Here is a 26,810-nt window from a genome sequence, read left to right as displayed (position 1 = left end):
TTCTTAAGGTTTGAGACTGGCCACGGCGGTCGGGTTGGCGCTCGGGACCACGTGCGCGGCCAGGCCGCTGGCGAACACCTGATTGCCCACGGCGCGCAGGCTGATGACCTGGTAACGCTGGTCGACGGTGACCTTGACCACCGAACCGCCCACGGCGCTCGGCAGGGTGACTTGATGCTCACCTTTCTTCAGGCGCAGACGCACCACTTGGGTGTTGTCCGGCAGGGTGCGCCACGTACGGGTATCGGCACCTTCGAGCACGGCTGAAGTGATACCGACTGCCAGGCCCGCCAGCGGGTTGGTTTCGTTGATCTGCTTCTGCGCCACGCCTTTGGTCACGGCACGCACGGTGGTGCGCAGGATGATGCCCGGCATGTCGTCACGCAGGGCGCGGCGGGACATGGCGGTGGTGCTGTTGAGTTGGGTCAGGTTCAGTTGCTGACCGTCCACACCAATCTGGGTGAGCGTGGCGGTGGAGGTGTCCGGCTTGATGATCGGGAACGACAGCGGGGTGATCACCAGATTGCCGCTGATTGGCAGAGGCAGGGGCACGCGGATCGAGTCCCGGGAGGGCGCCAGACCACTTTGCACGACGATCAGAATGTCGCTTTCCTCTCCCTTGCCACTTGGCTTGTCGAGATTCACCAGCGCCTGTTCCAGCAACGGGGTGTTCGGGCGCAGTTCGACGGCTTTACGATAGCCCGGTGCGGCCAGGTCTTTTTCACCCAGGGCTTCGTAGACGAAGCCGGCCAGGTAGTGGCTGAACGCACTCTGGTAGCTGTTTTTCAGGCTGACTACTTCCGGTGCGTCGAGGCTGGCGACCGGGTAACCCTGCAAATCCTTGTACTGGGTTTTGACGCCTTCTTTCTCGGCTTGCTCTTCGCTCTTGAGGTATTCCTTGTCGCGCAGGTCGGCGATCACGGCTTCCCGTTCGTGGGTCTTTTTGATCGACAGGCGCGCGCCGTCAAAGTCGTTGACCGCCAGCAGGTTGAGGGCCATCTGCGTGGTTAGCATGACTTTTTCGTAATCGTAGCCTTCGTAGCGACGGACTTTGTCGTTCACCAGGAAACTGCCGAACTGGGCGAGGTACTTGGCGGTATCAAGCTTGACCGAGTTTTCCCACTTGCCCACCACTTGATCGGCACGGGTCCAGGCGTTCTGGCTGCCGGACAAATCGCCCTTGGCGCGCAGCAGTTCACCTTTCTCGAAGTAATAGAGCAGGTCCTTGTCTTCGCCGGTGTTGTTCTTTTCCAGCAAGGTCAGCGCGGCGTCGACATTGCCGGACGCCAGTTGCTGGTTGGTTTGCGCAAGTTCGCTATCGTAGTTGCGAAAGGCGGAACAACCGGAGAGCAAGGTGACGGCGCTGAGCGCGATCGAGGTAAGGGCGCGGGATGCCATGGCGGATACTTCTTCCCTGAATGTAAGCAGCCACAAATGCTGGTCGGGCTGATAAGACCTACTGGCGGGGATGTTGGCCTCCTGCCAATTCCTCATAACAAGAGGAGCTTAAATGCCGAATCGCAATAACGAGGGCGCGGCATTATAAACAGGGATGCTGGCCATGTAATGGCTTTTTAACCGCGCGTTTTCACGGAATGCCACTATGGCTCGGAAACGCGACCCAAGGCGCCGATCACCACCCGTGCCGCCAATGCATAACAAAGCTTGAGTGAAAGTGATTGGAAGTGAACAATGTGTTACTTCGTATTTCCAATTGAGATTCATTCATGACTGCCCCGTCCCGTTTCCTGGCCTGGCTGGTGTTGCCGCTGTTTGCCTTGTGCAGTTTCAATCTGTTGGCTGACACCGTGGAAGGCGCGCCGCAAGCGCTGCATTTGCTCGATTACATCGGCGCGGATTACCCGCAAACGGTGCACGCGGGCAAGGTCATTGATGAGTCCGAATACCGAGAGCAGCTGGAATTTATCAAGGTACTGCAAGGCTTGATCGCCGCGATGCCGACCAAACCGGAAAAAAATGGACTGGAGCAGGGCGTCAGCACGTTGCGCAACGCGATCGCTGCGCGTCAGGACGGCGCGGATGTCGGTCGCCAGGCACGGCAACTCGGCGCCAGGCTGGCCGTGGCCTATGAGGTCAGCCAGGCACCGATCATTACGCCGGATCCTTCCCGTGGTGCGCCGCTGTACGCTCAGCATTGTTCGGTTTGCCACGGTGGCGCGGGTGCCGGGGATGGTCCGGCGGGTGTCGGTCTGACGCCGCCGCCGGCCAATCTGCGTGATGCGACGCGGCTGGATCACCTGAGCCTCTACGCGATCTACAGCACCTTGGGCCTCGGTGTCGAAGGCACCGACATGCCGGCCTTCGCCGATCAGCTGGACGATCGTCAGCGTTGGGATCTGGCGACCTATATCGCCAGCTTCAGCGCCGACCCGGCTGCTGCAAAATCCGAAAAGACCTACAACATCGCCGACCTGGCCCGTCAGACTCCCGCAGAAGTGCAGGTCGCCGAGGGGCCGCAAGCGGCGGCGACCTTCCGTGCGCAGCGGGCGCAACCGCCGCAGGTCAAGCGTGGCCCGGCGCAATTGCTCGACTACACCGCAGCGACCCTGGACAAGAGCATGGCGGCCTACCGTGCCGGCGATCACGATCAGGCCTATGACCTGTCGGTGGCGGCTTATCTGGAGGGTTTCGAACTGGTCGAAAGCTCGCTGGATAACGTCGACGCCAACGTGCGCAAAGACACTGAAAAATCGCTGATGGCATACCGTCAGTCGTTGCAGGATGGTTTGCCGGTGGTCCAGGCCCAGCAGCGTCTGGACGCGGCCAAGGCCAAGTTGAAGGAATCCGCCGGCCTGCTGGGCAGCGATGGCTTAAGTGGGTCCCTGAGCTACATTTCCGGTTTGTTGATTCTGTTGCGCGAAGGCCTGGAAGCGATTCTGGTGCTGGCAGCGATCCTCGCGTTCCTGCGCAATACCGGCCAGCAATCGGCGGTGCGCAGCGTCAACGTCGGTTGGGGGCTGGCGCTGCTGGCGGGTCTGGCGACCTGGGCGCTGGCAGCGTACGTGATCGATGTCAGCGGTTCGCAGCGCGAATTGCTGGAAGGTACGACGGCGTTGTTTGCCGCTGTCATGGTGCTCTGGCTCGGCGTGTGGATGCACGATCGTCGTCACGCGGCGGCCTGGCAGGATTACATCAAGAGCAGCCTGGTGGGTGGCGGTGGGCGTTTCGGGTTTGCGACGTTGGCGTTCTTCTCGGTGTATCGCGAGCTGTTTGAAGTGATTTTGTTCTACGAGACCCTGTGGCTGCAGGCCGGTCCAGCGGGTCATAACGCGGTGTTGGCGGGTGGTGCGACGGCGTTGGTGTTGCTGGTCGGTCTGGCCTGGGTGATTCTGCGTGGCTCGGCGAAACTGCCGCTGTCGCTGTTTTTCAGCATCAACGCCGGTTTGCTGTGCGCGCTGTCGGTGGTGTTTGCCGGGCACGGCGTGAAGGCGTTGCAGGAAGCCGGGATTTTCGGCACCCGACCGGTGCCGTTCTTTGACTTCGACTGGCTGGGCATCCACGCTGATGCGTATTCGCTGAGTGCTCAGGTCGTGGCGATCATGGCGATCATCGTGCTGTACAGTCGCAGCCGGATGGCCGAGAAGCGGCGGGTGCCGGCTTCCTGAGCGAGTGATCCTTTAAAAGGAAAAACACAATGCGTGTCTGGATCGATGCCGACGCCTGCCCTCGGGCGGCCAAGGATCTGGTAGTGAAGTTCGCTCTCAAGCGCCAGTTCGAAGTGGTGTTGGTGGCTGGACAGCCGCAGATCAAGCCGGGTTTGGCCCTGGTGAAACTGATCGTGGTGCCGAGTGGTCCGGATGCCGCCGACGACTACCTGGTGGAATACGCGGTACCCGGCGAATTGGTGATCTGCAGCGATGTGCCGCTGGCCGACCGTCTGGTGAAAAAGGGCGTTGCGGCGCTGGATCCACGGGGCAAAGAGTTCGATGCGCAGAACATGGGCGATCGGTTGGCGGTGCGTAACCTGTTCACCGATCTACGTGAACAGGGGCAGATGAGCGGCGGGCCAGCGCCGTTTGGCGAGCGCGAGAAGCAAGCGTTTGCCAATGCGCTGGACCGGATTCTCACGCGGTTATCCCGTTCACAATGATCGTTCCCACGCAGAGCGTGGGAACGATCAGGTCTCAGGCGTCGTTTTCGTGGGTCAATTCCAGAACACGGTCGACCAGTTTGTTGATACCCGAAGCCGCTTCACTGATGCTCTGCGCCAGCATGTACGCCGGGGTGCTCACCAGTTTGCGCGCTTTGTCTTCAACGATGTCAGTGACCGCGCAGTCTGTGTGTGTAGCGCCCATTTTATTCATGGTGGCTGCTGTGTCGGCGTCGTTGCCGATGGTGCAGGTCACCCCCGGTCCATAGATCTTCGCCGCCAGTGCAGGCGAAATGCAGATCAAACCGACCGGTTTGCCCGCTTCGGCGAATGCTTCGGCCAGGGCCAGGACGTCCGGTTGCACGGTGCAGCCGGCGCCTTCGATGGCAAAGTTCGACAGATTCTTGGCCGCCCCGAAACCACCAGGCACGATCAGCGCGTCGAAGTCTTCGGCGTTCGCTTCACGGATATCCTTGATGTTGCCCCTTGCGATCCGCGCCGATTCCACCAGTACGTTGCGCGACTCGGGCATTTCTGCGCCGGTCAGATGGTTGATCACATTTAACTGCGCGATGCTCGGTGCGAAACACTGCACCAGAGCCCCCCGCTGGTCCAGACGCAGCAGGGTGATCACGCTTTCGTGGATCTCGGCGCCGTCGTACACGCCACAGCCGGATAGGATCACTGCAATTTTTTTGCTCATGGGCTTTTCTCCAGATTCATGGCGTTAAATGTCCACTAATTTGTCACTCGTTGCCATAGGGTTAATTCGCGGCTACACCTAGCATCTGTCCTTAAGATTCCGATCGGGGCGCGTCATGGACTTCATTCTGTATGCGGTGCCGTTTTTCTTTGTGCTGATTGCCGTCGAACTGCTGGCCGACCGTTGGCGCGGGGTGAGCAATTATCGCGTGGCCGACGCGATCAACAGCATCAGCACCGGTGTGTTGTCGACCACCACTGGCCTGTTGACCAAAGGTGTCGGGCTGGTGACCTATGGCTTTGCCCTTGAGCATCTGGCGCTTTTAGAACTCTCGGCCGACAGCGTTTGGGTCTGGCTATTCGCTTTCGTCCTCTACGACTTCTGCTACTACTGGCTGCACCGCATGGGCCACGAACGCAACATCCTCTGGGCTGCGCATTCGGTGCACCACCAGAGCGAGGACTACAACCTTTCCACGGCGCTGCGCCAGACCAGTACGGGCTTCCTGTTGAGCTGGATTTTCTACCTGCCGATGGCGGTGCTCGGCGTGCCGCTGCTGGTGTTCGTCAGCGTCGCCGCGCTGAACTTGCTGTACCAATTCTGGGTGCATACCCAACACATTCCCAAGCTCGGCTGGTTCGAGTGGTTCTTCGTCACGCCGTCCAATCATCGGGCTCACCATGCACAGAACGCTCTCTACATGGATCGCAACTACGGCGGGGTGTTCATTATTTGGGACCGTCTATTTGGCTCGTTCCAGGAAGAGGACGACAACGAACCGGTGATTTTCGGCGTGACTACGCCGCTGGCGAGCTGGAACCCGTTGTGGGCGAACGTGCAGTTCTACGCGCAGCTGTGGGATGACGCGCGGCGTGCGCAAAGCAACTGGGACACGCTGCGTATCTGGTTCATGCGCACCGGTTGGCGGCCGGCGGACGTGGCGGCCAAGTACCCGATGAACAAGCCGGATCTGAGTCAGTTCCGTAAATTCGAGGTGCCGCTGGACGGACGTCAGCAGCTTTACGTCGTGTTGCAGTTTTGCATCTACATCGCGCTGGGCAGTTATTTGATGAACCTGGAGCAGCGTTTGCCAACCGCCGCGCTGGTGCTCGGCTGGAGCGCCGTGGCGCTGGGTTTGTTTACGTTGGGCGTGGCCCTGGAGAATCGCCCGTGGACGCTGAAGCTGGAACTGCTGCGCCTGGCGTCGAATGTGCCGCTGGTGTGGCTGGCGCCGGTCGTTGGGCTGTGGCCGGCCAGCGCGGTGGGCTGGGTCGGCTTGCTCAGTTACAGCCTGCTCAGCGGGATCGGTCTCTACTGTTGCAGAAACCGTTTCACTCGGCTGGCGTCTTAGTCTCGTTAGACTTGGCCAACTCGGCCTGCTCGTCGGCGTAGATCTTCTTCGCCAGACGGGCATTCTTGAAGCGTCGGCGCAACCACAGGCAAAAGCCCAGTATCAACAGGGCGCCAAGCACCCACAGTTCGTACTTCTTGACGCTGCCGAGCATGCCCTCGAGCACCGCGCCGAAGTGATAAGCAGCAGCAGCCAGTGCGACGGCCCAGATCGCTGCACCAATCCCGTTGAGCAGCAGATAACGTCCCGGCGGATAGCCCGACAGGCCGATCGCTACCGGCATCACCGTGCGCAAGCCATAGACAAAGCGGAAGCTCAGCACCCAGATGTCCGGGTGCCTGCGGATATGTTCCAGCGCCCGGTCGCCCATCAATTGCCAGCGCGGTTTGCGCGCCAGCAACTTGCGGCCGTGCTTGCGCCCCAGGAAATACCACAGCTGATCACCGGCATAACTGCCGAGGAACGCCACGATCATGACCACTTTGAGGTCCATGTATCCGCGGAACGCGAGGAAGCCTGCGAGAACCAGAATGGTTTCGCCTTCGAAAAACGTGCCAAGAAAGAGGGCGAAGTAGCCGAATTCCTGAAGAAATTGTTGGAGCATTGTCTGGATGCTGGCGAAATGAACGCGCAGCCTAACCCTTCGGGCACATTCATGAAAGTGTCCAAATGTGTCTCGACGTGAACATTTCCTACAAGGACAATGGATGCGGCTACGTGTCACAGGGCTAAGCATAACTGTCATCTGTTCGTCATAATGCCCGCTTATAACTGTCACGCTCGCCCGCCAGCGCGGGCTCAGGAGTCTGCCGTGAGCTTTACCCCTGCCAACCGTTTGTTTCCAGCAACCCGCCTGCGTCGCAACCGTCGTGATGATTTCTCGCGTCGACTGGTTCGTGAGAACGTTCTGACCGTCGACGACCTGATCCTGCCGGTGTTCGTGCTGGACGGTGAAAACCGTCGCGAAGCGGTGGCGTCGATGCCAGGCGTCGAGCGCCTGACCATCGATCTGTTGCTTGAAGAAGCGGCCAAGTGGGTCGAGCTGGGGATTCCGGCCTTGGCGTTGTTCCCGGTGACGCCGCCGGAGCTCAAATCGCTGGACGCCGCGCAAGCCTGGAACCCCAACGGGATCGCCCAGCGCGCCACCCGTGCGTTGCGTGCGCAATTTCCTGAACTGGGCGTGATCACCGACGTCGCTCTTGACCCGTTCACCACCCACGGTCAGGACGGTATCCTCGACGAAGAAGGCTACGTGCAGAACGACATCACCGTCGATGCACTGGTCAAGCAGGCGTTGTCCCACGCCGCAGCCGGCGCTCAGGTGGTGGCCCCGTCGGACATGATGGACGGTCGCATCCAGGCGATCCGCGAAGCGCTTGAACTGGCCGATCACGTCAACGTGCGGATCATGGCCTACTCGGCGAAGTACGCCAGCGCCTATTACGGCCCGTTCCGCGATGCGGTCGGTTCGGCGCTGAACCTGGGCAAGGCCAACAAGGCCTCGTATCAGATGGACCCGGCCAACAGCAACGAAGCCCTGCATGAAGTGGCGGCGGACTTGTCAGAAGGCGCGGACATGGTCATGGTCAAGCCAGGCATGCCGTATCTGGACATCCTTTACCGGGTCAAAGAAGAATTTAAAGTGCCGACCTTTGTTTATCAGGTCAGCGGTGAATATGCCATGCACATGGCGGCAATCCAGAATGGCTGGTTGAGCGAAGGGGTTATCCTCGAATCCCTGACTGCTTTTAAACGTGCAGGCGCCGATGGCATCCTGACTTACTTTGCCGTCCGTGCTGCTCAATTGTTACGAGAGCAAAAATAGCCCTCCCAGGAACATTCGATGAATACCGAAGGACTCACTGAAGTTGCCGTAAAAGACGCTCAACCTGTGGTGGAGCAAATCGCCGAGACCCCGCCGGAACTGGAGCCTGCTCCACCCGCGGTGGTGGCCGAACCCGCACATGCGGCGCCGGCGATTGCCATTCCCGGCCTGGATGACAGCAGCCTCTACATCCATCGCGAGCTCTCGCAACTGCAGTTCAACATCCGCGTGCTGGAGCAGGCGCTGGACGAGTCCTACCCGTTGCTGGAGCGGCTGAAGTTTCTGCTGATCTTCTCCAGCAACCTGGACGAGTTCTTCGAGATTCGTGTGGCGGGTCTGAAGAAGCAGATCACCTTCGCCCGTGAACAGGCTGGCGCCGATGGCCTGCAACCGCATCAGGCCCTGGCCCGCATCAGTGAACTGGTACACGGTCACGTCGACCGCCAATACGCGATCCTCAACGACATTCTGTTGCCGGAACTGGAAAAGCATCAGGTGCGCTTCATCCGTCGGCGTCACTGGACCACCAAGATCAAAACCTGGGTGCGCCGCTATTTCCGCGACGAGATCGCGCCGATCATTACCCCGATCGGCCTCGACCCGACGCACCCGTTCCCGTTGCTGGTCAACAAGAGCCTGAACTTCATTGTCGAGCTCGAAGGTATCGACGCCTTCGGCCGCGATTCCGGTCTGGCGATCATCCCGGCGCCACGTCTGCTGCCGCGCGTCATCAAATTGCCGGAAGAAGTCGGCGGCTCTGGCGACAACTATGTGTTCCTGTCGTCGATGATTCACGCTCACGCCGATGACCTGTTTCAGGGCATGAAGGTGAAGGGCTGCTACCAGTTCCGCCTGACCCGTAACGCCGACCTTTCCGTCGACACCGAAGATGTAGAAGACCTGGCCCGCGCCCTGCGCGGCGAGTTGTTTTCCCGTCGCTACGGCGACGCGGTGCGTCTTGAAGTCGCCGACACCTGCCCGAAACAGTTGTCCGACTACTTGCTCAAGCAGTTCAACCTGCACGAAACCGAGCTGTACCAGGTCAACGGTCCGGTCAACCTGACCCGCCTGTTCAGCATCACCGGTCTGGACAGTCAGCGTGAGCTGCAATACATGCCGTTCACCCCGCAGATCCCGAAACTGCTGCAGAACAGCGAGAACATTTTCAGTGTGATCAGCAAGCAGGACATCCTGTTGCTGCACCCGTTCGAGTCGTTCACGCCGGTGGTCGACCTGCTGCGCCAGGCGGCCAAGGACCCGCATGTATTGGCGGTCCGTCAGACCCTGTACCGCTCCGGCGCCAACTCGGAAATCGTCGATGCGCTGGTCGATGCGGCGCGTAACGGCAAGGAAGTCACTGCGGTGATCGAGTTGCGTGCGCGGTTCGACGAAGAGTCCAACCTGCAACTGGCCAGCCGTCTGCAAGCGGCCGGTGCGGTGGTGATCTATGGCGTGGTGGGCTTCAAGACCCACGCCAAGATGATGCTGATCTTGCGTCGCGAGGCCGGTGAGATTGTCCGTTACGCCCACTTGGGTACCGGCAACTACCACGCGGCGAATGCCCGTCTGTACACCGACTACAGCCTGCTGACATCCGACGACGCGTTGTGCGAAGACGTCGGCAAACTGTTCAGCCAGTTGATCGGCATGGGTAAAACCCTGCGCATGAAAAAGCTGTTGCACGCGCCGTTCACGCTGAAGAAGGGCATGCTCGACATGATTGGCCGTGAGACCCAGTTCGCCCTCGACGGCAAACCGGCGCACATCATCGCCAAGTTCAACTCGCTGACCGATCCGAAGATTATCCGCGCGCTGTACAAGGCCAGTCAGTCCGGGGTGCGTATCGATCTGGTGGTGCGTGGCATGTGCTGCCTGCGTCCGGGCATCGCCGGGGTTTCGCATAACATCCACGTGCGCTCGATCATCGGTCGTTTCCTGGAGCACACCCGGGTCTTCTACTTCCTCAATGGCGGTGAAGAGCAGATGTTCCTGTCCAGTGCCGACTGGATGGAGCGCAACCTCGACAAGCGCGTTGAGACTTGCTTCCCGGTCGAGGGCAAGAAGCTGATCATGCGGGTCAAGAAAGAGCTGGAGCTTTATCTCACCGATAACACTCACAGCTGGAGCTTGCAGGCGGACGGCCGTTACATCCGCAACACACCGACCGGCAACCAGAACCCGCGCAGTGCGCAGGCTACGCTGCTGGAGCGTTTGGGGAGCCCGATTCTGACCGTTCGTTAACGCGAATTATTTTGCGCAAAAAAAGGGCGATCCAGGTGGATCGCCCTTTTTTCTTTCAGAAGGTTTCAGCGAACGTTGAGCACGAAGCCGACGCGGGTCAGCCATTCCGCTTCCAGACCGAAGTCGGCCTGGGTCAGCTGGTTTTCGTCCAGCCAGTTTTCCGGGAACAGCACATCCAGGCTGTCGCCATTGGCGTGCAGCACGACCTGAGGCATTTCCTGAGTGCCGCGGATGTGATGGAACAGAATCGCAAAGCGCAGCAGCACGCACAGGCGAATCAGCTTGATGCCTTCATCGCCGAACTCGGCAAACTTGTCCCGGGGAATATTGCGTCGGTGGCCACGCACCAATAGCGCGAGCATTTGCTGGTCTTCGCGGGAGAACCCGGCCAGGTCCGAGTGCTCGATCAGGTAGGCGCCGTGCTTGTGGTAGTGATAGTGAGCGATGTCCAGGCCCACTTCATGGACCTTGGCCGCCCAACCGAGCAATTCGCGCCAGACGCCGTCATCCAGGTCCCAATCCTCAGCCACTTGATCGAAGGCATGCAACGCCTTGCGCTCAACGCGCAGCGCTTGTTCCTGATCGACGTGATAACGCTCCATCAACGAACTGAGGGTGCGCTCACGGACGTCTTCGTGATGATGACGGCCCAGCAGGTCATAAAGCACACCTTCGCGCAGGGCGCCTTCACAGTGGTCCATGCGTTGCAGTTCGAGCGCGTCGAAGATCGCTTCGAGAATCGCCAGGCCGGCCGGGAAGATCGCCCGGCGGTCAGGCTTGATGCCTTCGAAGTCGATCTTCTCGACGTCGCCGAGCTTGATCAGCTTGCGCTTGAGCCAGGCCAGGCCTTGTGCGTTGACCTCGCCCGTGCCATGACCGCCGGCCTTCAGCGCCAGGCCGATGGCGCGAATGGTGCCCGAGGAGCCGATGGCTTCATCCCAGGTCAGGCGATGCAGGGCGTGTTCGATGCTCATGATCTCCAGCCGCGCCGCGGTGTATGCCTGGGCGTAGCGGGCCGGGGTGATCTTGCCGTCCTTGAAATAGCGCTGGGTGTAGCTGACGCAGCCCATTTGCAGGCTTTCGCGCAGCAGCGGTTCGAAGCGCTGGCCGATGATGAATTCGGTGCTGCCGCCGCCGATATCGGCCACCAGGCGCTTGCCCGGGGTGTCGGCGAGGGTGTGGGAAACGCCGAGGTAGATCAGACGCGCTTCTTCACGGCCGGAGATGACTTCCACCGGGTGGCCGAGAATTTCTTCAGCGCGGCGGATAAATTCGCCACGGTTACGGGCTTCACGCAGGGCGTTGGTGCCGACGATCCGTACGGCGCCGGGCGGCATACCGTTGATCAGTTGGGCAAAACGCTTCAGGCAATCGAGCCCGCGCTGCATGGATTCTTCACTGAGCTGGCGCTCATCGTCGATGCCAGCGGCCAGTTGAACCTTCTCCCCGAGTCGTTCGAGAATACGGATTTCGCCGTTCTGGGCCTTGGCCACGACCATGTGAAAGCTGTTGGAGCCCAAGTCGATTGCGGCGATCAGGGACAGATTCTTGGCTTGAGATTGCGGCATGGTCAGGGGGTCTCGGTCGATAACCTCGACATCGTGCCACGATCAAACGCTGCCGCCAACGCGTACGGTTTATTGCCGATCGTTCCCACGCGCAGCAAAGGAATGCAGCCCGGGACGCTCCGCGTCCCAAAAGCGGACGCAGAGCGTCCGTTGAGACATTCCCACGCAGAGTGGTCTGCACCCCAAAAGTTGGACACAACTGATGGGGTGTTTCATGGGTAAGTACACTGATCAAGCAAAGTTATCAGCGGTACAGGATTACTGTTCCGGCAAAGCGGGATTTAGAGAGGTCGCGCATCGTCACGGGGTGGATTTTTCCTCGTTGCGCCAATGGGTAGCGGCCTTCCAAGTGCACGGTGCGGCGTGCCCTGGAACAGCTCGATGGAGGTGCGGGCGAAGCAGCGGGGCAGGGATTTTTGGCACGGGAGAAGTCAACGACCTTCTCGCGCTCGGGGTTCTTGCCGAGGCTGGAGATCAAAGCTACCGTTCATCCGGCCCGAGCGCGCCATGGAAACCTGGCGGGAACACCAAAAAATCCTCCGCGCACTGGCCCGGCGGGCATCCGGAGCGGCGCAGAAGGCCATGCACGAACATGTACGCAACGCCGCCCTGCGCACCGCAATTGCCTTCGTCGCTCCCGCCACCTCGTGACTTGAGCTATACCCAAACTCATGCGCCACCATAGCGAGACTCAATCATCTGCACCTTCCTGAACGAGGGAAGGGCGGCTATGATGGGCCACGTTTTTTTGCTTACAACCTGGAGACTTCCATGAGCAGCGATCTTATTAAACACGTCACCGACGCTAGCTTCGACGTCGACGTCCTCAAGGCCGAAGGCGCTGTACTGGTCGACTACTGGGCTGAATGGTGCGGCCCTTGCAAAATGATCGCTCCTGTTCTGGACGAAATTGCTGAAACCTACAAAGGCAAGCTGACCGTTGCCAAACTGAACATCGACGAAAACCAGGAAACTCCGGCCAAGCATGGCGTGCGTGGTATCCCGACGCTGATGCTGTTCAAGAACGGCAACGTTGAAGCGACCAAGGTCGGCGCCCTGTCGAAGTCGCAACTGGCTGCTTTCCTCGACGCCAACATCTAAGCGTCGTTTAAAGCGTCATCAAAAAGGCCCCGCATATCGCGGGGCCTTTTCGTTATTGAGGGCTAGACGCTCCGAAACTCAGGTGGTACATTCGGCCCCGCACTGGTTTCTCCACTGCCCCCTACTAGCCGTCGCCGACGCACTCCTTTTCGAATAAGTACGCGATCCTGTCGCCTTCTCTGCGGCGCGGCCTCATTAAGCCAAAAGCTTAATTTCCCCCCCTCCATAAATGATTACGTCATTCCTATATGAATCTGACTGAACTCAAGCAAAAGCCGATTACCGAACTGCTCGAATTGGCCGAACAGATGGGCATAGAAAATATGGCCCGTTCGCGCAAGCAGGACGTGATTTTCTCCCTGCTCAAAAAGCACGCTAAAAGCGGCGAGGAAATCTCCGGTGATGGCGTGCTGGAGATTCTCCAGGACGGCTTCGGCTTCCTTCGCTCCGCTGACGCTTCCTATCTCGCCGGCCCAGACGATATCTACGTCTCGCCGAGCCAGATCCGTCGCTTCAACTTGCGCACCGGTGACACCATCGTTGGCAAGATCCGTCCTCCAAAGGAAGGCGAGCGTTATTTCGCGCTGCTCAAGGTCGACACGATCAACTACGATCGTCCCGAGAACGCGAAAAACAAGATTCTCTTCGAGAACCTGACCCCGCTGTTCCCGACCGTGCGCATGAAGATGGAAGCCGGCAACGGTTCCACCGAAGACTTGACCGGTCGTGTCATCGACCTGTGCGCCCCGATCGGCAAAGGCCAGCGCGGTCTGATCGTTGCACCGCCGAAAGCCGGTAAAACCATCATGCTGCAGAACATCGCAGCGAACATCGCGCGTAACAATCCTGAAGTTCATCTGATCGTATTGCTGATCGACGAACGTCCGGAAGAAGTCACCGAAATGCAGCGCACCGTGCGCGGCGAAGTGGTTGCCTCGACGTTCGACGAGCCGCCAACCCGCCACGTGCAGGTTGCCGAAATGGTGATCGAGAAGGCCAAGCGCCTGGTCGAACACAAGAAGGACGTGGTGATTCTGCTCGACTCCATCACCCGTCTGGCTCGCGCCTACAACACCGTGATCCCGAGCTCCGGCAAAGTACTCACCGGTGGTGTCGATGCTCACGCCCTGGAGAAACCGAAACGTTTCTTCGGCGCCGCGCGGAACATCGAAGAAGGCGGTTCGCTGACCATCATCGCCACCGCGCTGGTTGAAACCGGCTCGAAGATGGATGAAGTGATCTACGAAGAATTCAAAGGCACGGGCAACATGGAACTGCCTCTGGATCGCCGCATCGCCGAAAAACGCGTCTTCCCGGCCATCAACATCAACCGTTCCGGCACCCGCCGCGAAGAGTTGCTGACGGCCGACGACGAGTTGCAACGCATGTGGATCCTTCGCAAGCTGCTGCACCCGATGGACGAAATCGCTGCCATTGAGTTCCTGGTCGACAAGCTGAAAACGACCAAGACCAACGATGAGTTCTTCCTGTCGATGAAGCGCAAGTAAGTCGATAAGGGCTGTGCCCTGTGTGGCTGTCTCGTTAGTTCAAATTCGGATGCCGCAGGCTCATAGCCAAGGCGCTGCGACGAGTCATAGCTGGCTATGGCGAGGAGCAGCAACGCAGGATATGAGCTTGCGGCGCCGAAGTTGACTAACAGAGACAGCCATACAGGGCACTAGAGCCGGGGAAACCCGGCTTTTTGCTATCTGATTTTTGATGAACCGGCAGTTCGTGGTTCTGAATAGAGGGGTTCGGCGCTAAACTGCCTCCCCCCGAACGCCACGGCCAACACGAGGCTCACGCATGCAGTATCGCGACTTGCGCGACTTTATCAGCGGCCTGGAAAAGCGCGGCGAACTCAAGCGCATCCAGGTTCCGGTGTCCCCAGTGCTCGAAATGACCGAGGTCTGCGACCGCACCTTGCGTGCCAAAGGTCCGGCGCTGCTTTTCGAAAAGCCCACGGGTTATGACATCCCAGTGCTCGGCAACTTGTTCGGCACCCCTGAGCGCGTGGCGCTGGGCATGGGCGCAGAGGCGGTCAGCGAATTGCGCGAGATCGGCAAGCTGCTGGCGTTCCTCAAGGAGCCCGAGCCGCCGAAAGGCCTGAAAGATGCCTGGTCCAAGCTGCCGATCTTCCGCAAGATCATCGCTATGGCACCGAAGGTGGTCAAAGACGCAGTCTGCCAGGAAGTGGTCATCGAAGGCGACGATGTCGACCTCGCGATGCTGCCAGTGCAGACCTGCTGGCCGGGCGACGTCGGCCCGCTGATTACTTGGGGCCTGACCGTCACCAAAGGCCCGAACAAGGATCGCCAGAACCTCGGCATCTACCGTCAGCAAGTGATCGGCCGCAACAAGGTCATCATGCGTTGGCTGAGCCACCGTGGCGGCGCGCTGGATTACCGCGAATGGTGCGAGAAGCATCCTGGCCAACCGTTCCCGGTGTCCGTGGCGCTGGGCGCCGACCCTGCGACCATTCTTGGCGCTGTAACGCCGGTACCGGACAGCCTTTCCGAATATGCTTTCGCTGGCTTGTTACGCGGCAACCGCACCGAACTGGTGAAATGCCGCGGTAACGATCTGCAGGTTCCGGCGACTGCCGAGATCATCCTTGAAGGCGTGATCCATCCGGGCGAAATGGCTGATGAAGGCCCGTACGGCGACCACACCGGCTACTACAACGAAGTCGACAGCTTTCCGGTGTTCACCGTCGAACGCATCACCCACCGGATCAAACCGATTTATCACAGCACCTACACCGGCCGTCCGCCGGATGAGCCGGCGATTCTCGGCGTGGCGCTGAACGAAGTGTTTGTGCCGATCCTGCAGAAGCAGTTCCCGGAGATCACCGACTTCTATCTGCCGCCCGAAGGCTGCTCGTACCGCATGGCCATCGTGACCATGAAGAAGTCGTATCCCGGCCATGCCAAGCGGGTAATGCTCGGTGTCTGGTCGTTTTTGCGACAGTTCATGTACACCAAGTTCGTTATCGTCACTGACGACGATATCAACGCACGCGACTGGAACGACGTGATCTGGGCCATCACCACGCGCATGGACCCCAAGCGCGACACGGTGATGATCGACAACACGCCGATCGATTACCTGGACTTCGCCTCGCCGGTCTCCGGCCTGGGTTCGAAGATGGGGCTCGATGCCACGCATAAATGGCCGGGCGAAACCACTCGCGAGTGGGGCCGGGTGATCGTCAAGGATGAAGCCGTGACCCAACGGATCGATGCCATCTGGAATCAGTTAGGAATAGATTGATGCGTGTAACCTTGCAGCCCTCCGGAGCAGTGCTACAGATTCTGCCCGGCGAGCGGATTCTCGATGGCGCGCGGCGTCTGGGCTATGAATGCCCGCAAAGCTGCCGAAACGGCAATTGTCATGTGTGCGCCGCGCTGCTGGTGGAAGGGCGGGTCGAACAGGAAGGCGGTGTGCGCGACCATGGCGAGTTCTACACTTGCATAGCAGAGCCGCTGGAAGACTGCATCGTGCTGTGGGATGGCGTGCTCGCGCGGGGAGAATTGCCGGTGCGCAGCTTGTCGTGTCAGGTCATTGAATGCAGGGACGTCGGCGGCGATACCTGGCGTGTGCGTCTGCGAGCGCCGGCCGGCAAGCCACCGCGCTATCACGCCGGTCAGTACCTGATGATCGAGCGCGAGAACGGCGAGAAATCCGCGTTCTCCCTGGCCTCGGCGCCGCACGGCGGGCGCGATCTGGAAATCCAGGTGCTGGCGCGCGAAAGCAGTGCGCTGAGCCTGATCGAGCAACTTCAGCGCAACCCGATGGTGCGGATTGAAATGCCGTTCGGCGACACCCATCTGGCGGAGTTGCCGGACGGTCCGCTGGTGCTGATTGCCGCTGGCACCGGCATGGGCCAGATCCATAGCCTGATCGAACATTGCCGTGCCGCGGGCTTCAAACATCCGGTGCATTTGTATTGGGGCGTGCGTCGCCCTGAAGATTTTTATGACATTGAACATTGGGATGAATGGCTGAAACTACCCAATCTGTTCCTGCATAAAGTCGTCAGCGATCAATGTGGCTGGCAGGGGCGGTGCGGTATGTTGCATGAGGCGGTGTGTGAGGACTTCCCTGATCTGAAATCCTTGCATGTCTACGCCAGCGGCTCGCCGGCCATGGTCTACGGCACGCTGGATGCTCTGGTCGAAGCCGGGATGGACGCTCATCAGATGCGCGCGGATGTGTTTGCGTACGCTCCCCGTTAATCGTTATAACTCCCTATATAGCCGATCGGTATTTATACAATCATATAAATTCCGGTAGGTTATATGTCATTCAGGCAATTGTTTAAAAACTGTGCCATGGCACTTAAATTGCCTCGAAACATATGTGCCTTATTGTTACAGCGGTGCGTTCTATTAAGTAATTCTTTACCCGTGGGGGAGCTGAACGCTATTCGCCATGAGCGCCATCGAATCTGCTTTTTTGAATCTGGCTTACCCTCCGCGGCTCGATCTGGGGCCGCAGCTCACGCACGAACAATTGCTCCGCTCGATGCAGTCGACCATGGCGCGCCACAAGGGCGGGCCGGTCTGGCTGTTCGCTTACGGCTCGCTGATCTGGCGGCCTGAATGCCCGGCGGTGGAGCGTGTGCGGGGGCGGGTGCATGGCTACCATCGCGGTTTGTACCTGTGGTCCCACGAACATCGCGGCACGCCGGAAGTGCCTGGCCTGGTGTTTGGTCTGGATCGCGGCGGCTCTTGCAGCGGTTTCGCTTACCGCTTGCCCGAAGAACAACTCGACGCTTCGCTCTACGCCTTGTGGCAGCGCGAAATGCCATTCCCGTCATATCGTCCACACTGGCTCAACTGCCGCCTCGAAGACGGAAGCCAGGTTCAGGCATTGGGATTTGTATTGGAGCGACACCTGCCCAGCTATGCCGGCAACTTGCCGGATCACGTGCTGAGCCATGTGTTCGAAAACGCTTGCGGGCGTTACGGCACCACTCGAGATTATGTCGAGCAGACCGCCAACGCCCTGCGTAGCCACGCCATGCCAGACCGGAATCTGGAGGCGCGGCTCAAGCGCTGCAAATCAAACGCCGATCAGGCGATTGCTTCGCGGCTCTGACTGGCGACTTGCTTGTGCCACAGCGTCGGCGCGAGGAAGGCCATCGCTAGCAGGCATGCACCGATCAGCAGTACAAAGCCGCCGTCCCAGCCAAAATGGTCCACGGTGTAGCCCATCGCTGCACTGGCCGCGACCGAACCACCCAGATACCCGAACAGACCCGTGAAGCCCGCTGCCGTACCGGCGGCTTTCTTCGGCGCCAGTTCCAGCGCTTGCAGGCCGATCAGCATCACCGGGCCGTAAATCAGGAAGCCGATCGAGACGAGCGCGATCATGTCCACGGTCGGGTTACCGGCCGGGTTGAGCCAGTACACCAGGGTCGCCACAGTCACCAACGCCATGAACACCATGCCGGTCAGGCCACGGTTGCCACGGAAGATCTTGTCCGACATCCAGCCGCACAGCAGCGTGCCCGGAATACCTGCCCACTCGTAGAGGAAGTACGCCCACGACGTCTTATCCACGGTGAAGCCTTTGGCTTCCTTCAGGTAAGTCGGAGCCCAGTCCAATACGCCGTAGCGCAGCAGGTAGACGAAGACGTTGGCCATGGCGATGTACCAGAGCATTTTGTTGTGCAGCACGTATTTGACGAAGATTTCCTTGGCGCTGAATTCGTCTTCGTGGCTGGCGTCGTAGCCTTCCGGGTAATCGTTTTTGTACTTCTCGATCGGCGGCAGGCCAACCGATTGCGGGGTGTCGCGCATGGTCATGAAGGCGAACACTGCCACCGCCAGAGCCACCGCCGCCGGTACGTAGAATGCCGCGCGCCAATCATTGAACAAGCCCATGCCGAGCAGGAACAGCGGGCCGATCAGGCCACCGCCGACGTTGTGCGCCACGTTCCACACGGACACCACGCCACCGCGTTCCTTCTGCGACCACCAGTGCACCATGGTCCGGCCACTCGGTGGCCAGCCCATGCCCTGGGCCCAGCCGTTGATGAAGAGCAGGATGAACATCATGGTGACGCTGGACGTAGCCCACGGTGCGAAACCGAAAATGAACATCACCCCCGCCGATACCAGCAGGCCGAAGGGCAGGAAGTAACGCGGGTTGGAGCGGTCGGACACCAGGCCCATGAGGAACTTCGACAGGCCGTAGGCAATCGCGATCGCCGACATCGCCAACCCCAACTGACCACGGGTGTAACCCTCGTCGATCAGGTATGGCATGGCCAGGGAGAAGTTCTTGCGCAGCAAGTAATAACCCGCATAGCCAAAGAAAATCCCGGCGAAGATCTGCCAGCGAAGGCGTCGGTAGGTGCTGTCTATTTTTTCTTCAGGCAATGGAGCCTGATGTGCGGCAGGACGAAAGAAAGCAAACATTCAAGAGCTCCAGATTTCTTGTTTTGACTGCGGATGCGAATGTTACAGTTTCGTTACCGAAAATAGCACCGGTTCGCACCGACCAAATAGCGGAAATTCTGGAGATTCGGTGTTCCTTTATGAACATGTCGCTCAGGTATAAATGAAGGACGCTGTGGGAAACGTTACTTGCAGGTCTTCATGCCGCATTTCGGTCCAGGGTAGGACGAGGCTTTGGGAAATGTCCTTCGTTTGAAAGGGAAGTAAGCAGTCTGAACACTTTGATTTGAAGTCCAGACCGCTTCATTGGGCTCAGCGAACCTGCACCACCACTTTCCCGACTGCCTTGCGCTGGCCCAGATCATTTATAGCCTGCGCCGCATTACTCAGCGGATACACCTGCGACACCAGTGGCTTCAACTTGCCTTCGGCAAACCAGCCAAACAATTGCTGGAAGTTCGCTGCGTTGTCTTGAGGCTGGCGCTGAGCAAACGAACCCCAGAACACGCCGACCACTGCCGCACCTTTGAGCAGCGCCAGGTTCACTGGCAATTCCGGAATGCGACCGCTGGCAAAGCCGACCACCAGCAGGCGTCCATTCCAGGCAATGGCGCGGATGGCCTGGTCGAACAGGTCGCCACCCACCGGGTCGTAGATCACGTCGGCGCCCTGGCCATCGGTCAGGCGTTTGATTTCGTCCTTGAGGCTGGTTTCGCTGTAGTTGATCAGCTCATCGGCGCCGACGGCCTTGGCCACCGCGAGTTTTTCGGCGCTGCTGGCGGCGGCGATCACGCGGGCGCCCATGGCTTTGCCGATTTCCACCGCCGCCAGGCCGACACCACCGGAAGCGCCGAGCACCAGCAGGGTTTCACCGGGTTGCAGATGGCCTCGTTGCTTGAGCGCGTGCATCGAAGTGCCGTAGGTCATGCTAAAAGCGGCGGCGGTGTTGAAGTCCATTGAGGGTGGGATTGGCAGCACGTTGTAGCCTGGCACCGCGACCTGTTCGGCGAAACTGCCCCAACCGGTCAGGGCCATGACCCGATCACCGACCTTGAGGTGACTGACCTTTTCACCCACCGCGCTGACCACGCCGGCGGCTTCGCCACCCGGGGAAAACGGGAAGGGCGGCTTGAACTGGTATTTGCCCTCGATGATCAACGTGTCCGGGAAATTCACCCCGGCGGCGTGCACGTCCAGCAGGATTTCATTCTTCTTCGCAACAGGACTGGCGACGTCTTCCAGCACCAGCGATTCGGCAGGGCCGAAGGCTTTGCACAGCACGGCTTTCATCAGGGCTATTCCTTTGGGAGTGATGGCCGATAAGTGTAGGTGTGTAAGTCGATGGGTCAACGAGCATGCCCGGCCCTGATAGTCAGCCATAAGCTTGTGCTTGTGCGACGGGTCGTTATGCTAGACCGCAAACCGGATAAGGAGCGAATTGTGAAAGCGTGGATCATGTTGCTGCTGGCCCTGTCTCTGCCCGTGGCAGCGATGGCCGAAGAAGCCAAAGAAGGTGAAGCCCCGAAAGTCAGCTACCTGACCCTGAGTCCGCCATTCGTGGGTAACTATGGCCTGGATGGCACGCCGAAGTTGAAGGTCTTCAAGGCTGACGTGGCGTTGCGGGTGACCGGTGAAGAATCGACCAAACTGGTCAAGGCCAATGAACCGTTGATTCGCAATCAACTGGTCGCGTTGTTCACCCAGCAGACCACCGAGGCGATGAACAGCATCGAAGGCAAGGAAAAGCTGCGTCAGGAAGCCCTGAAACAGACCCAGCAAATTATGAACGACGAAACCGGTAAGCCGGTGGTTGAGGATCTGTTGTTCAACAACCTGATTATTCAGTAAGACGTTCGTTGTTGCGGCGGGCCTCATTCCGGTAAACGCAGGAGATTTTACGGCTTGAGCGCAATCACCGCCGCCCACTGCTCGGCCGTCACCGGCATCACCGACAGTCGCGAACCTTTCTGCACCAGCGGCATCTCGGCCAGCGCCGCCTGCTGTTTCAGATACTCCAGCTTCAGCACCTTGGGAAACGTCTCGACGTGAGCGACATCGATCGCGCTCCAGGCGTTTTTCTCGGGTGAAGATTTCGGATCGAAGTAAACGCTCTCCGGCTCCAGCGCCGTCGGGTCCGGATACGCGGCTTCGACAATCTGTCCGATCCCGGCAATTCCCGGTTCGGGGCAGCTGGAGTGATAGAAGAAAAACTCGTCGCCCCCGGCCATGGCCCGCAGAAAATTACGCGCCTGGTAGTTGCGCACTCCGTCCCAGCGCGCTTTGCCAAGCGTCTCCAGGCCCTTGATTGAGAGCTCGTCGGGCTCGGATTTCATCAGCCAATAAGCCATGGTTTTTGCTCCTTGCGAGGTGGGTGGGCAAGTTGTCGGGCAATTTTATGACAAACCGACGGTCGGTTGACGCCAGCGTTTGCGTGTCGGTTCACGTTGTCGCAGAATGCCGGCCTTCTAAGCATGACGCTGCTGCACGGCCTACACCTATAACGGAAACCGCTGCTGTCATCGTGTTGATGTGCCTTTGGGGGGCAATCGATGAAACGCAAACCGGATTTACTATGGATTTTGGTTATTTTGTTCGGCCTCGGCGTCGTGACCACTGGCTATGCCCAAAGCCTGTGGAGCAACAAGACCGATGCTCCGATCGAAATCGCGCAGCAACAGCAGCCGTCGGCGTTCAAACGCTGAACCTGTTTTGGGACGCCGCTGATTCCTGCGGCGTCTAGCCTGCGAAATACCACGCCTTGTCTGTCACCGTTCCCTGTAACGGCACATCCCAGCTCGCTTGAGCCAATCGCTCGACCTTCTGACATTCATGGGCCAGCCCCAATAGCGTCGGCTTGCGCCAGTTTTTTCGTCGTGCCAGGTACGCCAGGCTTCGATCATAAAAACCACCGCCCATGCCCAGGCGTCCGCCGACATCGTCAAATCCCACCAATGGCAACAGCACCAGATCGAGCGCCCAGACTTTGCGTTGCCGGGCGAGGTTGTGCCGGGGTTCGAGAATACGGAAACGGTTGGGTTTCAGTTTTTCACCGGGGCGAATTCGCTGGAACACCATTTTGGTTCGTGGCCAGGCACTGAGCACCGGCAGATAAGTTGCCTTGCCCCGACGTTGAGCGGCACGCAGCACAACACGCGGATCGATTTCACCGTCAGTGGGCAGATACAGAGAGATATGTTTTGCGCGGCGAAACAGCGGCTGCTGGGCCAATTGCTTGTACAGCCCGCGTGCAGCCTGGCGTTGCTGACTGGGAGTCAGTGCGCGGCGGGCCTTGCGCAGCATGCGTCGAAGTTGCGGGCGGGGTAGCAGCGCAGGTTCGTTCATGGATTCGGGCTCGCGGGACAAGTACCTGAAGCGTACCCGTAAAAAAGCCGATGCCGGTATTTAAACCGGCATCGGACTGGAATCAGGCTCCCCGGATGTACCGCTGTCGACTTAGCCCTTGAACCCGAAAGTTCAAGGTGGAAGATGCAGTAGGCTTTAAGGCTTTCCGTCTAGCGGACATGCACACCAGCCCAACGTGCAACCTCCAGGGTATAGCAAATCGGCTCAGGGACATCGCCAACTGGCAAGCACCCCAGGGAGTGTTGCGAGTATACCCCAAGCGGTTTCGCGTTTCAGCCCTTGGTGACGTCCGGGTCGGTTGCGAGCACCAGATCGACGCGGTCCAGCAGGTCACGAACCTGCTCACGGGTCGAGCCGCTGGCCTGTGCATCCGGGCGTTCTTCCTTGTGCAGAAGATCGTGCGTGATGTTCAGCGCGGCCATCACGGCGATGCGATCGGCGCCAATGACTTTGCCGCTGCTGCGGATTTCGCGCATCTTGCCGTCCAGGTAACGGGCGGCGCTCACCAGGTTGCTGCGCTCTTCCTGGGGACAGATGATCGAATACTCTTTATCGAGGATCTGCACGGTAACGCTATTGCTTGAACTCATGAGTCTTGCTCCAGGGCCTTGAGGCGCGAAATCATTGATTCGACCTTACGCCGGGCGATTTCGTTCTTTTCAATGAGGTGAGCGCGTTCCTCGCGCCAGGTCTTTTCCTGAGCTAATAGGAGTCCGTTTTGACTCTTTAGTTGCTCGACGCGGGTAATTAGCAGTTCGAGTCTGGCCATTAGCGCTTGCAGGTCGGTGTCTTCCATTGGGTCCACTGAAATGTCAGATGGGTGATAGCTGGCGGACAGCCTTTAATAGTCTTGGCGAGTCTGTCGATGTAGGATACAAGGCCTTCATTCTAGACATAGCGCCGTCTGGCGCCTAGCTGCCCATGCCCATTCAGAATTCCCCGTACCAAGCCTTCGTCACACTGCTGACTTCCAGCGGTCATAACGTCTCGCCTGCCGAACTGCATGGCCTGCTGCTCGGCCGCAGTTGCGCCGGTGCCGGCTTCGATGCCGAAGGCTGGCTGGTTGATGCCGCCGAGCTGCTCGAAGGCGAGCCGCAGGACAACATTCGCAATGCCTTGATCGGCCTGCAAGAGATGGTCAAGGGCGAGCTCACCGGCGACGACGTGACCGTCGTTCTGCTGCTTCCGACCGATGACGAGCCACTGGCTGATCGCGCCGCCGCACTGGGCCAATGGTGCCAGGGCTTCCTCAGCGGTTTCGGCCTGAACTGCCGTGACAGCAGCATGCTGAGCACCGAGGCCACTGAAGTTTTGCAGGATCTGGCGGCTATCTCGCAGGTGCAAGACGCTCTGGAAGAGTCCGACGACGGCGAAAGCGATTACATGGAAGTGATGGAGTACCTGCGTGTTGCGCCGCTGCTGTTGTTCACCGAAACCAAGAAGCCAGACGCGCCGGCTGCTGCCAAACCATCGCTGCATTAATCGCGTGCCAGGGAAAGCCATCTGCCCATGATTCATATCCCGAAATCGGAATACAGCCGGCGCCGCAAGGCCCTGATGGCGCAGATGGTACCCAACAGCATCGCCATTCTGCCCGCCGCCGCCGTTGCCATCCGCAACCGCGACGTCGAGCACGTCTACCGTCAGGACAGCGACTTCCAGTATCTCAGCGGTTTTCCCGAGCCTCAGGCGGTCATCGTTTTGATGCCTGGACGTTTACATGGCGAATACATACTGTTCTGCCGTGAACGCAACGCCGAGCGAGAAATGTGGGACGGTCTGCGCGCCGGGCAGGAAGGCGCGATTCGCGACTTTGGCGCCGACGACGCCTTCCCCATCACCGACATCGACGACATCCTGCCGGGCCTGATCGAAGGCCGTGACCGGGTGTATTCGGCCATGGGCAGCAACCCGGAATTCGACCGGCACCTGATGGACTGGATCAACGTGATCCGCTCTAAAGCGCACCTCGGCGCCCAGCCGCCGAACGAATTCGTTGCCCTGGATCATCTGCTTCACGACATGCGCCTGTATAAATCGGCGGCAGAAGTGAAGGTGATGCGCGAAGCCGCACGAATTTCTGCCCAGGCGCATATCCGCGCGATGCAGGTCAGCCGGGTCGGGCTGCATGAATTCAGCCTCGAAGCCGAGCTCGATTATGAGTTCCGTAAGGGCGGGGCGAAGATGCCGGCCTACGGCTCGATCGTCGCCGCGGGGCGCAACAGCTGCATCCTGCATTACCAGCAGAATGACGCCGTGCTCAAGGACGGCGATCTGGTGTTGATCGATGCCGGTTGCGAGATCGATTGCTACGCCAGCGACATCACCCGCACCTGGCCGGTCAACGGCAAGTATTCAGCGGAACAGAAGGCGATTTACGAACTGGTGCTGGCGTCGCAAGAAGCCGCGTTTGCCGAAATCGCCCCAAATAAACATTGGAATCAGGCCCACGAAGCCACCGTCCGGGTCATTACCACCGGGCTGGTGAAGTTGGGCTTGTTGCAAGGCGACGTCGACGAGTTGATTGCCAGCGAAGCCTATAAAGCGTTTTACATGCACCGCGCCGGCCACTGGCTGGGCATGGATGTGCATGATGTCGGCGAATACAAGGTCGGCGGGGAATGGCGCGTGCTGGAAGTTGGCATGGCGCTGACCGTGGAACCGGGTATCTACATTTCCCCGGACAACCAGAATGTGGCGAAGAAATGGCGCGGCATTGGCGTGCGCATCGAGGACGACGTAGTGGTCACCAAAACCGGCTGTGAAATCCTGACCAAAGGCGTGCCGAAAACGGTCGCCGAGATCGAGGCCTTGATGGCCGCCGCGCGGGCACAAGCGGCATGAGTCGAGTCAATCTGGCAATCATCGGTGGTGGTCTGGTCGGCGCCAGCCTGGCGTTAGCGTTGCAAGCAGGGGCCAAGGCGCGTGGCTGGAAGATCGTGTTGATCGAACCCTTTGCCCCCGGCCACACTTATCAACCGAGCTACGACGCCCGTTCTTCGGCGTTGTCCTACGGCGCCAAGCAGATTTATCAACGGTTGGGCGTGTGGCAGGAAATCTCCCGCCGCGCCGAGCCGATCAAGCAGATTCATGTCTCCGACCGTGGACGTTTTTCCACCGCGCGACTGTCGGCGATGGAAGAGGGCGTTCCGGCGCTGGGTTATGTGGTGGAAAACGCCTGGCTCGGCCAATGCCTCTGGCAAGGTCTGGATAAGGACGTGATCACATGGCGTTGCCCGGCGGAAGTCACGCGCATGGAGCCACTGACCGACGGCTATCGCCTGACCCTCAACGATGAAACCACCCTGGAATGCGACCTTGCGGTGCTGGCTGATGGCGGCCGTTCCGGCCTGCGCGAACAACTGGGGATCGGCATCAAAAAGCGCCCGTACAACCAGAGCGCGCTGATTGCCAACATCACCCCGAGCGAAGCGCACAACGGCATGGCCTTCGAGCGTTTCACCGATGACGGCCCGATGGCGTTGTTGCCGCTGCCGGAAAACCGCTGCGCACTGGTGTGGACTCGATTGGGCATGGACGCGCAACGGCTGGCCGCGCTTGATGAACGCAGCTTCCTCAGCGAGTTGCAGGGCGTGTTCGGTTATCGCCTCGGCACCTTGAAGCAGGTGGGGGCGCGACATCTTTACCCGCTGACGCTGATCGAAGCCGAAGAGCAGGTGCGTCCGCATCTGGCCATTCTCGGTAACGCCGCTCACAGCCTGCACCCGATTGCCGGCCAGGGTTTCAACCTGTCCCTGCGTGATGCTCAAGCGCTGGCTGATGCGCTGCTGGCGAGCGAAACCTCTCCCGGCGATTTTGCGACCTTGCAGGCTTACCGCGAACGTCAGCGTCTGGATCAGAACCTGACCGTGGGTTTCTCCGATCAGGTCACCCGTTTGTTCGGCAGCACTCAACCGCTGGTTTCCTTGGTCCGTAACATCGGCCTGCTCGGTCTCGATCTGCTGCCGCCGGCCAAACGCTGGTTCGCCCGGCAAGCCATGGGCTTGGGTACTCGACCCGATGCTTAAGTGGCTGACTGCAAGACTCGACTCTATGGTCGATCCGTTTTTCATGCAGATGCTGCTGGAGAACCTCGGTCACCGGTACATTGCCGGAAAAACCCTTTACGTGCGGCTCAAG

At 59.5% G+C, this 26,810-nt stretch carries 25 protein-coding genes, 1 other RNA gene and 2 pseudogenes; 17 read left to right on the top strand and 11 right to left on the bottom strand.

Translation table 11 applies throughout. From position 1 onward, the window contains the following. Positions 1-3: 3 nt before the first annotated feature. Entirely contained in the window at positions 4-1,398 is a 1,395-nt protein-coding gene (locus QK293_RS05790; protein ID WP_282376146.1) for a hypothetical protein, read from the bottom strand. A 329-nt stretch (positions 1,399-1,727) separates the two neighbouring features. Between QK293_RS05790 and QK293_RS05785 the strand changes: the two genes are divergently transcribed. Next, on the top strand, positions 1,728-3,626 hold the full coding sequence (locus QK293_RS05785; RefSeq protein ID WP_282376145.1) for a cytochrome c/FTR1 family iron permease: 1,899 nt from the start codon (positions 1,728-1,730) through the stop codon (positions 3,624-3,626). Positions 3,627-3,655: 29 nt separating this feature from the next. After that, the gene (locus QK293_RS05780; RefSeq protein WP_282376144.1) at positions 3,656-4,111 is read left to right on the top strand and encodes a YaiI/YqxD family protein; all 456 of its coding nucleotides are present in this window, start codon (positions 3,656-3,658) and stop codon (positions 4,109-4,111) included. Between the two features lie 34 nt (positions 4,112-4,145). Here the strand turns inward: QK293_RS05780 and elbB are convergent, their stop codons facing one another. Then, on the bottom strand, positions 4,146-4,814 hold the full coding sequence (elbB, locus tag QK293_RS05775) for an isoprenoid biosynthesis glyoxalase ElbB (protein ID WP_282376143.1): 669 nt from the start codon (positions 4,812-4,814) through the stop codon (positions 4,146-4,148). Positions 4,815-4,929: 115 nt separating this feature from the next. Between elbB and QK293_RS05770 the strand changes: the two genes are divergently transcribed. Then, positions 4,930-6,165 carry a sterol desaturase family protein gene (locus QK293_RS05770; protein ID WP_282376142.1) on the top strand — a complete coding sequence of 412 codons (1,236 nt, stop codon included), beginning with the start codon at positions 4,930-4,932 and terminating at the stop codon, positions 6,163-6,165. Here QK293_RS05770 and QK293_RS05765 read toward each other — a convergent pair. Then, positions 6,146-6,769: a DedA family protein gene (locus QK293_RS05765; RefSeq protein WP_282376140.1), complete on the bottom strand. Its 624-nt coding sequence runs from the start codon at positions 6,767-6,769 to the stop codon at positions 6,146-6,148. The genes QK293_RS05770 and QK293_RS05765 overlap by 20 nt on opposite strands. Before the next feature lie 207 nt (positions 6,770-6,976). Between QK293_RS05765 and hemB the strand changes: the two genes are divergently transcribed. Then, positions 6,977-7,990, top strand: a complete 1,014-nt coding sequence (gene hemB / locus QK293_RS05760) for a porphobilinogen synthase (protein WP_282376139.1) — start codon at positions 6,977-6,979, stop codon at positions 7,988-7,990. A gap of 18 nt (positions 7,991-8,008) precedes the next feature. Continuing rightward, positions 8,009-10,231, top strand: a complete 2,223-nt coding sequence (gene ppk1 / locus QK293_RS05755) for a polyphosphate kinase 1 (protein ID WP_282376138.1) — start codon at positions 8,009-8,011, stop codon at positions 10,229-10,231. A 65-nt stretch (positions 10,232-10,296) separates the two neighbouring features. Here ppk1 and ppx read toward each other — a convergent pair whose 3' ends face one another. Beyond that, the gene (gene ppx, locus QK293_RS05750; RefSeq protein WP_282376137.1) at positions 10,297-11,799 is read right to left on the bottom strand and encodes an exopolyphosphatase; all 1,503 of its coding nucleotides are present in this window, start codon (positions 11,797-11,799) and stop codon (positions 10,297-10,299) included. Positions 11,800-12,013: 214 nt separating this feature from the next. Between ppx and QK293_RS05745 the strand changes: the two are divergent. The 7 genes and pseudogenes from QK293_RS05745 to QK293_RS05715 form a co-directional block, all read left to right on the top strand. Next, a pseudogene (locus QK293_RS05745) lies at positions 12,014-12,163 on the top strand (transposase); the annotation flags it as partial. Between the two features lie 113 nt (positions 12,164-12,276). Then, positions 12,277-12,450, top strand: a pseudogene (locus tag QK293_RS27575) (FCD domain-containing protein); the annotation flags it as partial. 120 nt (positions 12,451-12,570) lie between these two features. Continuing rightward, positions 12,571-12,900 carry a thioredoxin TrxA gene (gene trxA / locus QK293_RS05735; protein WP_008150340.1) on the top strand — a complete coding sequence of 110 codons (330 nt, stop codon included), beginning with the start codon at positions 12,571-12,573 and terminating at the stop codon, positions 12,898-12,900. A 248-nt stretch (positions 12,901-13,148) separates the two neighbouring features. Next, positions 13,149-14,408: a transcription termination factor Rho gene (gene rho / locus QK293_RS05730; protein WP_007942421.1), complete on the top strand. Its 1,260-nt coding sequence runs from the start codon at positions 13,149-13,151 to the stop codon at positions 14,406-14,408. A 298-nt stretch (positions 14,409-14,706) separates the two neighbouring features. Next, positions 14,707-16,173 carry a 4-hydroxy-3-polyprenylbenzoate decarboxylase gene (gene ubiD, locus QK293_RS05725; protein ID WP_056738783.1) on the top strand — a complete coding sequence of 489 codons (1,467 nt, stop codon included), beginning with the start codon at positions 14,707-14,709 and terminating at the stop codon, positions 16,171-16,173. After that, positions 16,173-17,138 (top strand): CDP-6-deoxy-delta-3,4-glucoseen reductase, encoded by a 966-nt coding sequence (locus QK293_RS05720; RefSeq protein ID WP_282376134.1) that lies wholly within the window; start codon positions 16,173-16,175, stop codon positions 17,136-17,138. The genes ubiD and QK293_RS05720 overlap by 1 nt, the downstream gene beginning before the upstream one ends. Before the next feature lie 196 nt (positions 17,139-17,334). Next, a complete protein-coding gene (locus QK293_RS05715; RefSeq protein WP_282376133.1) occupies positions 17,335-18,003 on the top strand; it encodes a gamma-glutamylcyclotransferase in 669 nt (222 codons plus the stop codon). Here the strand turns inward: QK293_RS05715 and glpT are convergent. Both glpT and QK293_RS05705 read right to left on the bottom strand, forming a co-directional pair. Then, positions 17,979-19,328, bottom strand: a complete 1,350-nt coding sequence (gene glpT, locus QK293_RS05710) for a glycerol-3-phosphate transporter (RefSeq protein ID WP_282376132.1) — start codon at positions 19,326-19,328, stop codon at positions 17,979-17,981. The genes QK293_RS05715 and glpT overlap by 25 nt on opposite strands. A 291-nt stretch (positions 19,329-19,619) precedes the next feature. Next, a complete protein-coding gene (locus QK293_RS05705) occupies positions 19,620-20,597 on the bottom strand; it encodes an NADPH:quinone oxidoreductase family protein (RefSeq protein ID WP_282376131.1) in 978 nt (325 codons plus the stop codon). Between the two features lie 150 nt (positions 20,598-20,747). Here QK293_RS05705 and QK293_RS05700 point away from each other — a divergent pair, with 150 nt between their 5' ends. Then, on the top strand, positions 20,748-21,155 hold the full coding sequence (locus QK293_RS05700) for a flagellar basal body-associated protein FliL (RefSeq protein WP_282376129.1): 408 nt from the start codon (positions 20,748-20,750) through the stop codon (positions 21,153-21,155). Positions 21,156-21,202: 47 nt separating this feature from the next. On the opposite strand, the gene QK293_RS05695 is transcribed toward QK293_RS05700, so the two are convergent. Then, entirely contained in the window at positions 21,203-21,655 is a 453-nt protein-coding gene (locus QK293_RS05695) for an EVE domain-containing protein (RefSeq protein ID WP_282376127.1), read from the bottom strand. Between the two features lie 201 nt (positions 21,656-21,856). Here QK293_RS05695 and QK293_RS05690 point away from each other — a divergent pair, with 201 nt between their 5' ends. Next, positions 21,857-22,009, top strand: coding sequence for a hypothetical protein (locus tag QK293_RS05690; RefSeq protein WP_008024268.1), 153 nt, complete (start codon positions 21,857-21,859; stop codon positions 22,007-22,009). Between the two features lie 34 nt (positions 22,010-22,043). Here QK293_RS05690 and QK293_RS05685 read toward each other — a convergent pair whose 3' ends face one another. From QK293_RS05685 to QK293_RS05670, 4 genes are all read right to left on the bottom strand, one after another. After that, complete coding sequence (locus QK293_RS05685) at positions 22,044-22,649, bottom strand: 5-formyltetrahydrofolate cyclo-ligase (RefSeq protein ID WP_282376124.1); 606 nt, start codon at positions 22,647-22,649, stop codon at positions 22,044-22,046. 84 nt (positions 22,650-22,733) lie between these two features. After that, a non-coding RNA gene (gene ssrS, locus QK293_RS05680) (6S RNA) lies at positions 22,734-22,912 on the bottom strand. Positions 22,913-22,942: 30 nt separating this feature from the next. Further along, complete coding sequence (locus QK293_RS05675; protein ID WP_053163708.1) at positions 22,943-23,260, bottom strand: cell division protein ZapA; 318 nt, start codon at positions 23,258-23,260, stop codon at positions 22,943-22,945. Further along, positions 23,257-23,466: a TIGR02449 family protein gene (locus QK293_RS05670; RefSeq protein ID WP_007982902.1), complete on the bottom strand. Its 210-nt coding sequence runs from the start codon at positions 23,464-23,466 to the stop codon at positions 23,257-23,259. Before QK293_RS05670 ends, QK293_RS05675 begins: the two co-directional genes overlap by 4 nt. A gap of 125 nt (positions 23,467-23,591) precedes the next feature. Here QK293_RS05670 and QK293_RS05665 point away from each other — a divergent pair, with 125 nt between their 5' ends. The 3 genes from QK293_RS05665 to ubiH are packed head-to-tail and all read left to right on the top strand — an operon-like array spanning position 23,592 to position 26,698. Continuing rightward, on the top strand, positions 23,592-24,152 hold the full coding sequence (locus tag QK293_RS05665) for a YecA family protein (RefSeq protein WP_282376122.1): 561 nt from the start codon (positions 23,592-23,594) through the stop codon (positions 24,150-24,152). 27 nt (positions 24,153-24,179) lie between these two features. Further along, positions 24,180-25,514 (top strand): Xaa-Pro aminopeptidase, encoded by a 1,335-nt coding sequence (gene pepP, locus QK293_RS05660; RefSeq protein WP_282376121.1) that lies wholly within the window; start codon positions 24,180-24,182, stop codon positions 25,512-25,514. Further along, positions 25,511-26,698 (top strand): 2-octaprenyl-6-methoxyphenyl hydroxylase, encoded by a 1,188-nt coding sequence (gene ubiH, locus QK293_RS05655; RefSeq protein WP_282376120.1) that lies wholly within the window; start codon positions 25,511-25,513, stop codon positions 26,696-26,698. Before pepP ends, ubiH begins: the two co-directional genes overlap by 4 nt. Positions 26,699-26,810 lie beyond the last annotated feature (112 nt).

The sequence above is a fragment of the Pseudomonas sp. AL03 genome, from assembly GCF_029960815.1.
Taxonomy (GTDB): domain Bacteria; phylum Pseudomonadota; class Gammaproteobacteria; order Pseudomonadales; family Pseudomonadaceae; genus Aquipseudomonas.
This window is presented reverse-complemented; position numbering and strand designations above follow the sequence as displayed.

Bases quoted from the DNA above. Each gene is read 5' to 3' on its own strand.
- elbB (WP_282376143.1), bottom strand. From the start codon at position 4,814: ATGAGCAAAAAAATTGCAGTGATCCTATCCGGCTGTGGCGTGTACGAC.
- ubiH (WP_282376120.1), top strand. From the start codon at position 25,511: ATGAGTCGAGTCAATCTGGCAATCATCGGTGGTGGTCTGGTCGGCGCC.
- ppk1 (WP_282376138.1), top strand. From the start codon at position 8,009: ATGAATACCGAAGGACTCACTGAAGTTGCCGTAAAAGACGCTCAACCT.
- ppx (WP_282376137.1), bottom strand. From the start codon at position 11,799: ATGCCGCAATCTCAAGCCAAGAATCTGTCCCTGATCGCCGCAATCGAC.
- QK293_RS05790 (WP_282376146.1), bottom strand. From the start codon at position 1,398: ATGGCATCCCGCGCCCTTACCTCGATCGCGCTCAGCGCCGTCACCTTG.
- QK293_RS05690 (WP_008024268.1), top strand. From the start codon at position 21,857: ATGAAACGCAAACCGGATTTACTATGGATTTTGGTTATTTTGTTCGGC.
- rho (WP_007942421.1), top strand. From the start codon at position 13,149: ATGAATCTGACTGAACTCAAGCAAAAGCCGATTACCGAACTGCTCGAA.
- QK293_RS05675 (WP_053163708.1), bottom strand. From the start codon at position 23,260: ATGAGTTCAAGCAATAGCGTTACCGTGCAGATCCTCGATAAAGAGTAT.
- QK293_RS05765 (WP_282376140.1), bottom strand. From the start codon at position 6,769: ATGCTCCAACAATTTCTTCAGGAATTCGGCTACTTCGCCCTCTTTCTT.
- pepP (WP_282376121.1), top strand. From the start codon at position 24,180: ATGATTCATATCCCGAAATCGGAATACAGCCGGCGCCGCAAGGCCCTG.
- QK293_RS05670 (WP_007982902.1), bottom strand. From the start codon at position 23,466: ATGGAAGACACCGACCTGCAAGCGCTAATGGCCAGACTCGAACTGCTA.
- QK293_RS05720 (WP_282376134.1), top strand. From the start codon at position 16,173: ATGCGTGTAACCTTGCAGCCCTCCGGAGCAGTGCTACAGATTCTGCCC.
- QK293_RS05770 (WP_282376142.1), top strand. From the start codon at position 4,930: ATGGACTTCATTCTGTATGCGGTGCCGTTTTTCTTTGTGCTGATTGCC.
- QK293_RS05785 (WP_282376145.1), top strand. From the start codon at position 1,728: ATGACTGCCCCGTCCCGTTTCCTGGCCTGGCTGGTGTTGCCGCTGTTT.
- trxA (WP_008150340.1), top strand. From the start codon at position 12,571: ATGAGCAGCGATCTTATTAAACACGTCACCGACGCTAGCTTCGACGTC.
- QK293_RS05685 (WP_282376124.1), bottom strand. From the start codon at position 22,649: ATGAACGAACCTGCGCTGCTACCCCGCCCGCAACTTCGACGCATGCTG.
- QK293_RS05665 (WP_282376122.1), top strand. From the start codon at position 23,592: ATGCCCATTCAGAATTCCCCGTACCAAGCCTTCGTCACACTGCTGACT.
- QK293_RS05715 (WP_282376133.1), top strand. From the start codon at position 17,335: ATGAGCGCCATCGAATCTGCTTTTTTGAATCTGGCTTACCCTCCGCGG.
- QK293_RS05705 (WP_282376131.1), bottom strand. From the start codon at position 20,597: ATGAAAGCCGTGCTGTGCAAAGCCTTCGGCCCTGCCGAATCGCTGGTG.
- glpT (WP_282376132.1), bottom strand. From the start codon at position 19,328: ATGTTTGCTTTCTTTCGTCCTGCCGCACATCAGGCTCCATTGCCTGAA.
- QK293_RS05695 (WP_282376127.1), bottom strand. From the start codon at position 21,655: ATGGCTTATTGGCTGATGAAATCCGAGCCCGACGAGCTCTCAATCAAG.
- QK293_RS05780 (WP_282376144.1), top strand. From the start codon at position 3,656: ATGCGTGTCTGGATCGATGCCGACGCCTGCCCTCGGGCGGCCAAGGAT.
- ubiD (WP_056738783.1), top strand. From the start codon at position 14,707: ATGCAGTATCGCGACTTGCGCGACTTTATCAGCGGCCTGGAAAAGCGC.